Here is a 12,356-nt window from a genome sequence, read left to right on the forward strand (position 1 = left end):
AGAGGTGTGAAATCGGTCTTTCTTTGGAGCAAACTATATAGATAGTGACGATTTATTATAATAAAGTATAAGGAAGAGATAGTGTGAAAAAACACAAGAGTAAAAGAAGGTGGCATGCCGGGAAACCAAAGAAAAAACCGGATTATAATCCTGCTTCGGTGACGGGGGAACTTCTGGAAGCTGTGGTAAATGTATATGATAGGTTAGATGAGCACGGAAATCATCCATCCCTTCAGGCGATAGCAGATGAACTGGACTGTGGTTTAAATCCGCTGAAGGTGAGAAAGCTGTTGATTACTGCTGGAGAGACACAGGGGCAAAAAATATATCAATCTGCCGCAGCGGATGAAGTCTTAAGATTGTGGAAGGCAGGAAATACAGTTGAGGAAATCATGTCCACACTGGAGCTGTCCCGGGCATCCGTACATTCCTATCTGCCATATACAAAAATCATTTACAAAATGAAAGAGAGCAGCGTTGGCGCTGACAGGATGAAATTGTATCGGGAGCGGAAGAAAGCGTGTGAGCAACTAAGAAAAGCACCGGGGATTCCGGCAGCAGTAGCTTGCGAAAACCTATGGAATGCGGTTATTGCTTTTCAGGGCTATCCGTTTAAGACGAGCAAGGGCTGAAATTTTCTTATGTGGTAAAAGGCGGAGAGATACTTGTGGACAGAAAAGAGAAAAGCATCACCAGAGCAACAGTGGAACTGGCGTATCGAAGAGCCGTGGAGCTGGGAGAGAATGCGACTGGTCCGAAGAAGCTGGGTGTGTTTGGGGCAAGCTATTTATACGTAAATTGAAAAAGTAAATTCCACAACAATGAAGAGAAAACAAACGGTTGATTTAAGTCTTACAAAAGTTCATTATATCCGATAGTAGGAGAGGATATAAGAACTTTTTTATTTTCATATTCATAGTTTTCATACAATATGATATACTACTATTGCTATTGTAAGAGTTAATTCTACAAACACAAAAAGAGTAGTTAATTCAGACTTTTTTTAAACTGTAAGACTAAATTCTCTACTCGATTTTCTATTTATAGATGAGCTGCTCTTACTGTGGTATATTAAATTATTTTTTGATTAAAGCCGGATTAAGTATGATCTTATCTTTATCAACGCATTGAATGTGAAGTGCTGATAAGATAGCTTCTGATTCAGGATGATAGAAAGTGAATTCTTCAATCGGCGACTTCCCATATCGTTCTTTACGTGGATACGAATTGATATGGAAAAAAATGAGATCTAGATCAGCCTGAGAGTGAAGACCAAGCTGATTCAGATCTTTTTCGTATTATAGAAGTAGGAATAAAGTATCCTACTCGATATAGAATTAGATGAGTATAAAATATTGAGATTGAGAAGAAATCATACAGGTGATGTTCAGTTAATCTTAGTATCTCATCGAGAGTATCAGAAGTTAGGATATAATATTCTTAGCTTCTTTTCTTTTGTAGGCCAACCTAAGTTAAGAAGCTCATAGAGAAGAAATGGCTTAGCGCTTTTTGGAACAATTTAGTTCGTAAAAGAAAATGCCATTCTTCCTATTCAAATTCATAAGCTTGTTTAAATCTAAAAAGACATCCGCCACAAGAGCGGAATCGTCTGGATTTCTTACGAAACAAAGTTGAATTGAATATGGAAGTATTCTCTCTCTTATTTGTGAAAGGAGGTTTTGTCCATGAAAGGGCCTATCGTTAGTATTGATGTATCCAACGGAAACAGTCACTTCCAATGTTTTACACAAAGAGGCACTAAAATGGGAAAGGTGCATCGGATTTCTCACACCGTAGAAGGCTTTAACTGCTTAAAATCAAAAATAGAAGAACTGGAGAAGAAAACAAACGAAGAAGTGGCAGCGGTCTATGAAGCAACCGGCGTGTATACGAAGCCATTAGAAAGATTTTTAGAAAAGAACGAAATCAAACAATACTCCATCTCGCCGTTACAGTCAGCGAAACAAAGGAAAACAGAAATACATAATAAGAAAACAGATAAAAAAGATCCCGAATCCATAGCGGAAGTCTATTATATTAAAGAGCTCCGAGAGAATGAAAAAGAAGCGGATCTCTATCATGAATTGCGTACTGCCAATCGTGTATATGAAGACTGTCTTGTCCATTTAAGAAAGTATAAAGTCACCTTTCAAAGTCACCTGAGTATCGTGTTTCCAGGCTATATGAAGCTCTTTCAAGACGGATACAGTCAAATCTCGCTGCAGTTACTGGAAATGTATCCCCATCCCGATAGGTTGAAGAACAAGCAGCCAGAGAAAGTGGCAAAAAAACTGAATAAGCAAACCGATCATAGTTTTGAAGTTTGTTTGAAAACTGCAGAGAAGGCGATTGAGTTTGCGAACAAAACGTATCCGGGCTGTGATAAAGAGGATGCTTGGGTTGCGGTGTTGGTCGATGACATTCATCATCTCCAGGATACGATGGAAGAGGCAGAGGCGAAGCTCGATAAAATTATAGAGCTTGCGAAAGCAACGCCCTATTACTCTATTATTTTAAGTATTGATGGTATCGGTCCCAATCTGGCATCAAGAATCATCGCAGAGTTTGGCGATATAAGCAAATTCAAAACCAGAGGCGCTATGGTAGCCTATGTGGGGAATGATCCCAACAGAGCAGAATCAGGGGACATAGAAGGCTATCATTTATCGATTTCCAAAAAAGGGAATAAACGATTAAGATGTATTTTATATTTAGCGGTAACCTGTAGTATACGATCAAGGAAAGAGAATCCCATTAACGCTTTCTATCAAAAGAAAAGGCAACAATCAACCCCACTAAAGTCGAAAGCTGCCAAGGTAGCTTGTATCACCAAGCTAATTCGCACAATCCATGGGATGTGCAAGACGGGTACTGTGTTCACCAGCTAACCACCTATATTATATCTCAAATTACAAAAAGTTGAAGAGATTCAATCTTTTTGTATTGATGTTTTTTGAGATTTTGAGATTTTTCAAATTCACGCAAAAAACTCTTGTTTTTTATTATCTAATTTCTTTTGGACAAATATAACGCAATAGGCGATGGTTGTTCTCTACGTGAGGCTTCTGCCATGAGGCCATAGGATCACAATAGAAAACATGCCCTGCCAGTTCCTCAAATGCAAAGGCATCAGAAAATTCACTTCCTCGATCGGTCAATAAGACCTGAAAAATGGAATGGAAAAGATCATCACCCAGTAGTGTTTTTACATAACGTACTCCAACTGCCATTGTTTTTGCATTTTTGGCAGAATGAAGAACACCGATCATGATGCCGAAGGAAACAAGCATGAAAGTCTGTATGAAAGGACCGTTAGTTCCATCATTGTAGACGGTATCCATTTTAACGACAGATAAGAAAGGGTGCTCTCTCATATAGGTTTCAAAGCAGTCATAAGTCCTACCTTTAAGATATGCCCTGTCTTCGCGTTTTTTATATTTGACCTGATCCTTTTTCTTTAGCTTTCTTGTGACTCTGGATCGAAGATCTAGGTTGGTGAGGCCAAATGGCTGAAAGACACCTGTTTCGATCCAGTTATAGATGGTTTTCTCACAGTGATGGATCTCAGGATGCGCCTGAAGGACTGCATAGACAGATTGGCCATTTTTGATCGGCTCTACAATAATAGCAGCGATTGCGTTCAGTTCTGAGTAAGTAAGATTGACACCCTCACGAGAATCGGAAAGCCTATATTTATATTCCGTTTGGGCTCTTTGGGCTGAATAAAATCGCTTTGTGAGCTTGCAAGTGCTTTTCTTATCACAACCATTGCATACCCCTCTGGTTTTGTCGCGGATCTTGCAAGGGATAGGAATACGATTAGGACACGCGTTGCGGCAGAATGAATTAAAGCCGCAGGAAGCGATATTTTGGCAATCATAGGTACCATAGGCAGAAACACCTTGACGGGAGAATTTGACTTCATAGGCATGTTTTTTGATTTCTTTGCAAATGGAAGATTTATCCATCTCGATAACAGCAGCAATAGCAGATTTGGAAGAATTGTTATTCAGTCCCTGCTCAATAAAATTACGGTACTGTAAGTCTAAATGTTTAGAACCTTTGATATTCATAGAAAGTCCTCCTCTGTGAAAGCATCACAGTAAGAGCACTAATTATGATATATAATTGTAAGAGTAATTTCTACTATATTACTTATTGAATTGTCTGTAAGAGTAATTTCCATATTTTTGTTTTGTTGTGGAATTTACTTTTTCAATTTACGCTAATTATTTTACTTGTTATTTATTGATAGAAATTGAAACACCAGTTATATTTTCATATATAATGTGAAGGTTTAAGGTATGTAAGTATTTTGGCGTTTCCTTTAGAAAGATGATTCACGATGGGGCACATTCTGAAGTTATTGTGTGAGAAGATATTTGGAAGAGGCGAAACTGTAGATTGGTATTGGTTTGTCGACTCCTGGTTCGGCGCTATCTATAAGGAAGACAAACTTATGAGGACACTGAATGGTGCGTTTATTTTACATGACATCTATGATACATTTTCCTATCTGAAATATGGTCTGGCTGCTGCACTTTGTGCTGCTCTGGCATTAATGATATGAAACCACTATCGGTACAGAGATGATGGGAAACAGAAAGAGTTTCGTTCTCTGCTCTTCAAAAACATGTTCCTGGCATTTTACGGAACGGTTTTGCTTCAGGTCACACTGCTGTCGCGAAAACCGAGAAGCAGGACGACCATGAATCTGACCCCCTTTAGCAGAGCAGGGCCTATGAGATTGAGAATATGATTATATTTTTACCTGTAGGGGCGTTTCTGCCGTTGGCTCGATAGTTTTCCATGATCTGTTGCCATTCTTCCGCGGTTCGCGTCTTCATCGTCTCCTGCCTCTTTCTCTACCTTGATTATCGCAGAGTTGCTTTTTTTTATAGTTGGGTTGTATTTGACGCTTACCCTGTTTCCGATATTTCTTCGGATATGAGCAATTATCCCATGACATGGATAATTAACTTGGGGCATTTCGGAACGTCGTATTACGCTGCTATGTCGAAACGAGAGAATTGCTGGTGCTACAAAGTTGGAAAATCTTGGCTGCTTCCAGTTAATGCTGTAAAGTCGGAAGATGGTCGGACGAGCGAGGCGGCTATGCAGGAGCAGACAGTAAAGCTGCGTCCATTACCAATAGGAGTTTCAGATTTTAAAGAAGCAGTAAAGGATTTTTGTTATATAGATAAGACTCTGTTGATTAAAGATTTCCTCGATACTTGCGTAAAGGTTACATTGTTTACTCATCCTCGCCGTTTTGGCAAAACATTAAATGTGGATATGCTTCGCGTTTTTTTTTGAAAAGACTGCCGAAGATACTTCTGTGTATTTCCGTGATAAAAAAATCTGGGCTTTAGGTAAAGATTATCGCAAACATCAGGGGAAATATTCGGTAATATTTCTTACCTTCAAGGATGTAAAATATGAAACGTGGGAATTAGCGCTCGATTCAATTGATCAACTGATGCGAAATGAGTATTTGCGCCATTCTGAAATATTGTATGGCTCTGCCATGAATAAGTATAAAAAACAGGACTTTGAGAAAATTGTTTCTGGTTCACCCAATGAAGTGGACTTGGCATTCTCGCTCAGTAAGCTTTCGCAGATGTTGGACGAGCATTACGGGGTAGCACCTATCATCATCGTTGATGAATACGACACACCAATTCAGAACGGATTTATGCAAGGCTACTATGATCGGGTGGTTTCCTTTATGCGTAATCTGTTTTCTGGTGCATTCAAAGATAATCGCGATCTTTCTTATGGATTTCTGACCGGCATTCTTCGGGTTGCGAAAGAGAGCATTTTCAGCGGCCTGAACAATTTAAGTGTCAATTCTGTTCTGGATGCCCGTTACAGCAGGTATTTTGGATTCACGCGGGATGAAGTTTCTGCAATGCTTCAATATTATGGTTTAGAGAAAAAGCTAAGTGAAGTGTGCGAACTATATCAATGAAAATTGCTCTCCACAGGCATTTCGGCAATCTACTGGAAGTATCAAGATTATCGGAGAAATTATCAAAAGCACTACACCGGAGATTCAAGAGAACCTCCAGCTGCTGATGCAAGGAAACTTGGTGTCTACTTATGTGGATACAGCAGTCATTTACCCTGAAATCAAGAGAAACCCTTATACGTTATATAGTTTCCTGTTGATGGCAGGTTACTTAAAAATTGTTGATCGACAGGCACTGCATGACGAGAACTGTATCTGTGTTATAGCGATTCCCAATAAGGAAATTTTCTATGTGTATGAAAAAGAGATTCTTTCCTGTTTTGCTGATGTCATTTCTCCGCCGACTGCGATTGCCATCCAGCAGGCGATTATGGAGCAGGATGTACCGAGTTTGCAGAAGCACTTGCAGGATTTTCTGCGGCAGACGAGCAGCATTTATGATGTTTCTTCTGAAAGCTTTTATCACGGTCTGATGCTAGGGTTGTACGCAATCATGAACAACCGCTATAAGATCACCATCTTTAACCGCGAAGCCGGTGACGGTCGGTACGACATTCAGATGAAGCCGCTAAATAAAAAAATGCCAGGTATTTTATTCGAACTGAAGATACTGCGTGGTTAGTTGCCCCAGAAAATGTTACCGAAAAATTGACTGTGCTTTCTGAAACGGCACTCCATCAGATTAATAAGAAGAATTATGCATTTTTGACACTGGACGAGGGCGTAACACAGGTGATGAAGATGGGAATTGCTTATCGGTTGGACTAGGAGTTATATGCTGAAGCGAAAAATCAAATTCTTGGAAGTGAAATATCCGTAAGCGTTCAATACAACCCAACGAAAAAAATGAATTCCTGTGGTACTCTAAGAATTAGCCATATGGATTCAAACGATGAACGGATCCGAATGAAATCCGGCTGTTCCTGGATCTGAGTTAACATGTACCCGATAAAGATGAATATCCAGATGGTTTAATTTTGCGTTCTCCAATAAGCTGGGATAAATCGAGATTATTCTCGCTCCGCTCTTCGTTTTTCTGAATAGCCAGGCTTTGCGTACCATCACAAACGGCTTTTACTGCTTCGCCTTTCAGCTTCTTCGCTCGTTTATGCAGTGGTCTGACTTCCAGCGTTTCGACAAAGTAACGACGGTAATGCTCTAATCAATCCAGTATCGTTGCTTTCTCAATGCGTGAATAAACAGGATAGCTGTCACAATGAAGGCTCCCGGCATACTCCATTAGAATTTCATTTGCCATGGTTTCCGCACATCTTTTGTTGTAGAAGTATATAGAGAAAGGCTTTGCTTCCCATTTTCTGCTAATGTTAACTCGCGTGTAGCTTTTCTGTCGTTCTCCCTGCGCCTTATCCTCCAGGCTTGTAGGTGTTGTTTCGTCAAAAATTAAGTAATTTATCGATTATTTCGAGAATTTCATTGAATTAAGTTCTCTATATGAAGGTTCTGTTTTGTTCTCTGTTTGTCAGCCGTTAAATTATTTTTAAAGTGCTTCCTTATCGTCGTTGATCTACGATTTTCTGTGATTTTTTTATTTTGTGAAATTTACCTGTTTTCTTTTTTACATTCCGGACCAATGATGATAGAATAGGGAAGGCTAAAAGGAGTGAAGGAAATGAATCAAACTGAAATGAAAAAGATTGCTGCCGAAGTGCGCAAAAATATTATCCGCATGACCTGTGCAGCACAGTCAGGCCATCCAGGCGGATCGTTGTCGGCAGTGGAAATTTTAGTTTCCCTGTACTTTAATGAAATGAACATCACAGAAGAAAATGTCGACGATGTCTGCCGTGACAAATTTGTACTGTCCAAAGGACATGCTTCGCCGGTGCTCTATTCCGTATTAAAAGAAAAAGGGTTTATTTCACAGGAAGATTTAATGACGTTCCGGAAAATCAATTCCCACATTCAGGGACATCCGAACATGAGCATCAAAGGCGTTGACATGTCGACCGGTTCGTTAGGCCAGGGCTTATCCTGCGCGGTAGGCATGGCGCTGTCGTATAAAATCCATCATCAGGACTTCCGCGTTTATGCGTTAGTTGGGGATGGAGAAAGCGAAGAAGGTCAGATCTGGGAAGCGGCGATGGCGGCCGCCCATTACAAACTGGACAACCTCGTCGCGATTTTGGACTTTAACGGACTGCAGATTGACGGTAAGATTACCGACGTTATGAATCCAACTCCTTTTGATACAAAATTCAGAGCATTTGGCTGGAATGTGATCGAGGTTGACGGACACGATTACGATCAGCTTGAAAACGCCTATGCGGCGGCCAGAGAATGCAAGGGCCAACCGACGTTGATTCTGGCACACACGGTGAAGGGCAAGGGCGTTTCCTTCATGGAAAACAAAGCGAACTGGCATGGCGTAGCGCCGAAGCCGGAAGAGGCGGAAGCTGCGATTCAGGAATTGGAGGCACAGATCAATGGCTAAGATTGCAACCCGGGAAGCTTATGGAAAAGCGCTGGCTGAACTGGTCAGTGAAAATGAGAATATAGTTGTGCTGGACGCGGATCTCAGCGGTTCCACAAAATCGGGCATGGCGAAGAAAGTTGCGCCGGATCGCCATTGCAACATGGGCATCGCAGAAGGCAACATGATGGCTGTAGCTGCGGGATTAGCTTCCTGCGGCAACACGGTGTTTGCCAGCAGCTTTGCGATGTTTGCGGTCGGCCGTGCGTATGAACAGATCCGCAACAGCATCGGTTACCCGCAGTTAAACGTGAAGATCTGCGCTTCGCACGCCGGAATTTCAGTCGGCGAAGACGGTGCATCCCATCAGACCTTTGAAGATATCGCGCTGATGCGTGGAATTCCGGGGATGAAAGTAATCTGTCCTTGCGATGCGGTGGAAGCGGAAGCCGCGGTGAAAGCCGTTGCGGCAATCAACGGGCCATGCTTTGTCCGGTTAGGCCGCAGCGCCGTAGAAGTTATCCATGACGAGAACTACCACTTCGAAATCGGGAAGGCAGATGTCTTAAAAGAAGGCAAGGACGTCGTCATTCTGGCTACCGGTCTGGAAGTTCAGGAAGCGATGAAAGCCTGCGACAGTCTGAATGAAAAAGGAATTACGCCGACATTGATCAATATCCATACGATCAAGCCGATCGATGCGGAAACGATCGTGAAATTTGCTCAAGATGCCAAGCTGATTGTCACCTGTGAGGAACACAGCATCATCGGCGGGTTAGGCAGCGCGGTGGCGGAAGTGCTGAGCGAGCAATGTCCGCGCAAGCTTGTCCGTGTCGGGCAGCGCGACGTGTATGGCGAAAGCGGCAAGCCGGCGGAACTTTTGCACAAATACAAGATGGACAGCGATGCGATTGTGGAAGCAGTCCTCAACAATTTAAAGTAACACACTTATCCTGGTTTGCTTCTTATGCGAGCCAGGATTTTTTTTACGTATTTATCACAATTTTAACAAAGAAAGCATTTCAGATTTATTTACGAAGGCTGTGAAATGCTTTATAATGTTCATGATGTAAACAATTCAATTAAAATATTTCAGGAGGGGAAACATGCAAGTCCAATTAGTGGATCTGGTTAAGGAGTTTGGTCAGACCGTGGCGGTCGATCACGTCAATCTGACGATAAAAGACGGTGCGCTGACAGGATTGTTAGGTCCGTCCGGCTGCGGCAAATCAACGACGCTGTATATGATTTCCGGTTTGGAACAGCCCACTTCAGGCAAGATCTTGTTCGACGGGGAAGATGTGACCGAAGTGCCGGCGGAGGAGCGCGGTATCGGCTTGGTATTCCAGAATTACGCTTTGTATCCGCATATGACCGTGCAGCAGAATATCATGTTTCCGTTAGTCAACGCAAAAGTGAAAAAAGAGGAAGCGCTGGCGCGGTGTATGGAAATGGCCAAACTGGTCAAGGTCGACGATCTGCTGAAACGTAAACCGTCGCAGCTTTCCGGCGGTCAGCAGCAGCGGGTGGCGATCGCCCGGGCATTGGTCAAGCAGCCGAAGGTTCTGTTGCTGGATGAACCGCTGTCCAATCTGGATGCCCGTCTGCGTTTGGAAATGCGCGAAGAAATCCGCCGCATTCAGAAAGAAACCGGCGTCACGACGATTTTCGTGACCCATGATCAGGAAGAAGCGATGAGCATCACCGATGAAATCGTGCTGATGAAAAAAGGTGTTATCCAGCAGCAATGCTTCCCGCAGCGGATGTATCTGGAACCAGCTAATCAGTTTGTCGCCGGCTTCTTAGGCAATCCGCCGATGAATTTCGTGGAGGTTCTGGCTGAACAGGGAAGGATACGCTTGAACGAAGCGCAGTATCCGGTACAGGAAGACATCAGCGGAACGGTGCTGGCCGGCATCCGTCCGGAATCATTTACGCTGGGAGAGGAACTGACGGTCCTGGTAGAATCCGTGGAAATCCGCGGCCGCGACCAGCTGATCACCTTCACGCTCAATGCCACTCCGGTCCATGCTTTGATCGACAGCGTGCATTTAGTCAAAGCCGGCGCGCCGATCTCTCTGGCTATTAAGGGTAAGCGTATCTATCTGTTTGACAAAGAATCCGGCCGGCGGCTGAATAAGGAATTTAAGTATGAGTAAGGCTCCTGCGGTAAAAAAGCGCTCCGCGTGGAAGAAATTCTACGAGAGCTATAAAGCCTATCTCTATCTCGCTCCGGCGATTTTAGTCATGCTGGTTTTCGTTCTCTATCCGCTGGTGAAAGTGTTCCGGATGGGTTTTTATACAAAGTACAACTACCTGACGGAAGTCGGCAAGGGGTTTGGTCTGAAGGCGTTCGAACATGTTCTGGGCGATCCATCCTTCCAGCTGGCGCTCAAGAATACGCTGATCATCTTTGGGGTCGGCTTGCCGATTTCGCTGATCATCGCGCTGGTGATCGCCGTCCTGATCAACTCCAAAGTCAAATTCAAAGGCGTTTTCCAAACGGTGTATTTTCTTCCATATGTCACCTCGATCATCGCGATCGGCATTGTGTTCCGCTGGTTGTTCCACTCGGAATACGGTTATATCAATTATTTTCTGAGCCTGTTCGGGATTCCGGCAATGAAGTGGCTGTCGGATCCGAAGCTGGCGATCTGGGCGGTTACGATCTTCTATATCTGGAGCGGCCTGGCATTTAAGATCGTGCTGTTTCTGGCAGGTCTGCAGAAAATTGACGAACAATATTATCAAGCGGCCCGGATCGACGGAGCGAGCAAGCTGCGGACGTTCTTTCACGTCACGCTGCCGCTGTTATCGCCGACGCTCTGGATGGTCATCATGGTATCAGTGATCTACGCCTTTAAGCTGTATAATGAAATCTTTTCGCTGTTTTCCGGTCAGGCGGGTCCGGCCAACAGCGCGATCACCGTCGTTTATTACATTTATGATATGTTCTATAACCGCAATCAGGTTCATTATGCCTCGGCGGCCGCGATCATTCTGTTCATCATCATTACGGTTGTGACGATGATCCAGAACCAAGTGTCCAAGCGGTTCATCCATTATAACTAGGAAGGGGAGAGCGTGATGAAAAAGAAAAACAAGCTACCCGGTCAGCTGGGCACATTGCTTAAATATGCCTTCCTGATCGCCGGCGCGCTGACGATGCTGTTCCCATTTCTCTGGATGATTCTGACGGCGTTCAAAACCCTGGACGAATCGATCCGGATTCCGCCAATCTGGTTCCCGAAGGAATGGATGGCGGTAAACTTTAAAACGGTTTTTGATACCGCTCCTTTCGGGCAGTATTTCATCAACACCTGCATCATCGCGACAATTTCCACGCTGCTGGCGGTTGTGGTCACGGTGCTGGCGTCCTTCGCCTTTTCCGTTCTGGAATTCAAGGGGAAGAAATTCTGGTTCTGGCTGTTTCTGTCGACGATGATGGTGCCGACGGAACTCTTGATCATCCAGAACTATGTCACCGTCTCCCATCTGGGCTGGCTGGATACCTATCAGGGCATTATTATTCCAACCCTGGCCAGCGGATTTTACATCTATATGCTGCGCGAATATTTCATACAGGTACCGCCAATCTTATATAAAGCCGCGAAGATCGACGGCTGCAGCGACTGGCGTTATCTGTGGAAGGTCATGGTCCCCATGAGCAAGAATGCGATCGCAACGATCTCGATCCTGCACTTCATCACGACCTGGAATTCCTTCCTGTGGCCGTTGATGGTCACCAACAGCCCGGATAAGCGGGTGCTGACGACCGGCTTGATGTACTTCAACAACGACGCTTCATCCTTCGTGAATCTGCAGATGGCCGGCGCCTGTGTCGTCATTCTGCCGATGGTCGTCTTCTATCTGATCTTCAGAAAGCAGATCATCAACGGCGTCGCCCGCGGTGGTATTAAAGGGTAGCCTTGGGCAGGCCCTTTGATATATAAA

Annotated in this window: 12 protein-coding genes; 10 read left to right on the forward strand and 2 right to left on the reverse strand. The window is 43.8% G+C overall.

All coding sequences use genetic code 11. From position 1 onward, the window contains the following. Positions 1-83: 83 nt before the first annotated feature. Positions 84-632 (forward strand): hypothetical protein, encoded by a 549-nt coding sequence (locus tag BQ7364_RS18145; RefSeq protein WP_200798781.1) that lies wholly within the window; start codon positions 84-86, stop codon positions 630-632. 1,053 nt (positions 633-1,685) lie between these two features. Next, on the forward strand, positions 1,686-2,888 hold the full coding sequence (locus BQ7364_RS08975) for an IS110 family RNA-guided transposase (RefSeq protein ID WP_072684402.1): 1,203 nt from the start codon (positions 1,686-1,688) through the stop codon (positions 2,886-2,888). Between the two features lie 114 nt (positions 2,889-3,002). Here BQ7364_RS08975 and BQ7364_RS08980 read toward each other — a convergent pair whose 3' ends face one another. After that, positions 3,003-4,073 (reverse strand): hypothetical protein, encoded by a 1,071-nt coding sequence (locus tag BQ7364_RS08980; RefSeq protein ID WP_072684403.1) that lies wholly within the window; start codon positions 4,071-4,073, stop codon positions 3,003-3,005. 889 nt (positions 4,074-4,962) lie between these two features. Here BQ7364_RS08980 and BQ7364_RS18530 point away from each other — a divergent pair. From BQ7364_RS18530 to BQ7364_RS18160, 3 genes are read left to right on the forward strand one after another with little or no spacing between them, the layout of a single operon-like run. Further along, entirely contained in the window at positions 4,963-5,316 is a 354-nt protein-coding gene (locus BQ7364_RS18530) for an AAA family ATPase (protein ID WP_200798782.1), read from the forward strand. Beyond that, entirely contained in the window at positions 5,288-5,971 is a 684-nt protein-coding gene (locus BQ7364_RS18155; RefSeq protein WP_200798783.1) for an AAA family ATPase, read from the forward strand. The genes BQ7364_RS18530 and BQ7364_RS18155 overlap by 29 nt, the downstream gene beginning before the upstream one ends. After that, on the forward strand, positions 5,946-6,593 hold the full coding sequence (locus BQ7364_RS18160; protein ID WP_200798784.1) for a PD-(D/E)XK nuclease domain-containing protein: 648 nt from the start codon (positions 5,946-5,948) through the stop codon (positions 6,591-6,593). The genes BQ7364_RS18155 and BQ7364_RS18160 overlap by 26 nt, the downstream gene beginning before the upstream one ends. Positions 6,594-7,133: 540 nt before the next feature. Here BQ7364_RS18160 and BQ7364_RS18600 read toward each other — a convergent pair. Further along, positions 7,134-7,385: an IS66 family transposase gene (locus tag BQ7364_RS18600; protein ID WP_139248609.1), complete on the reverse strand. Its 252-nt coding sequence runs from the start codon at positions 7,383-7,385 to the stop codon at positions 7,134-7,136. Positions 7,386-7,601: 216 nt separating this feature from the next. Here BQ7364_RS18600 and BQ7364_RS09000 point away from each other — a divergent pair, with 216 nt between their 5' ends. The 5 genes from BQ7364_RS09000 (at position 7,602) to BQ7364_RS09020 (ending at position 12,329) form a co-directional block, all read left to right on the forward strand. Next, positions 7,602-8,423 (forward strand): transketolase, encoded by an 822-nt coding sequence (locus BQ7364_RS09000; RefSeq protein ID WP_072684405.1) that lies wholly within the window; start codon positions 7,602-7,604, stop codon positions 8,421-8,423. Then, positions 8,416-9,345 (forward strand): transketolase family protein, encoded by a 930-nt coding sequence (locus tag BQ7364_RS09005; protein WP_072684406.1) that lies wholly within the window; start codon positions 8,416-8,418, stop codon positions 9,343-9,345. The genes BQ7364_RS09000 and BQ7364_RS09005 overlap by 8 nt, the downstream gene beginning before the upstream one ends. 163 nt (positions 9,346-9,508) lie before the next feature. Further along, positions 9,509-10,561, forward strand: coding sequence for an ABC transporter ATP-binding protein (locus tag BQ7364_RS09010; protein WP_072684407.1), 1,053 nt, complete (start codon positions 9,509-9,511; stop codon positions 10,559-10,561). Beyond that, positions 10,554-11,474 carry a carbohydrate ABC transporter permease gene (locus BQ7364_RS09015; RefSeq protein ID WP_072684408.1) on the forward strand — a complete coding sequence of 307 codons (921 nt, stop codon included), beginning with the start codon at positions 10,554-10,556 and terminating at the stop codon, positions 11,472-11,474. Before BQ7364_RS09010 ends, BQ7364_RS09015 begins: the two co-directional genes overlap by 8 nt. Before the next feature lie 15 nt (positions 11,475-11,489). Beyond that, positions 11,490-12,329 carry a carbohydrate ABC transporter permease gene (locus BQ7364_RS09020; protein ID WP_072684409.1) on the forward strand — a complete coding sequence of 280 codons (840 nt, stop codon included), beginning with the start codon at positions 11,490-11,492 and terminating at the stop codon, positions 12,327-12,329. Positions 12,330-12,356 lie beyond the last annotated feature (27 nt).

Origin of the sequence: Holdemania sp. Marseille-P2844, assembly GCF_900120005.1 — a bacterium.
Classification (GTDB): domain Bacteria; phylum Bacillota_I; class Bacilli_A; order Erysipelotrichales; family Erysipelotrichaceae; genus Holdemania.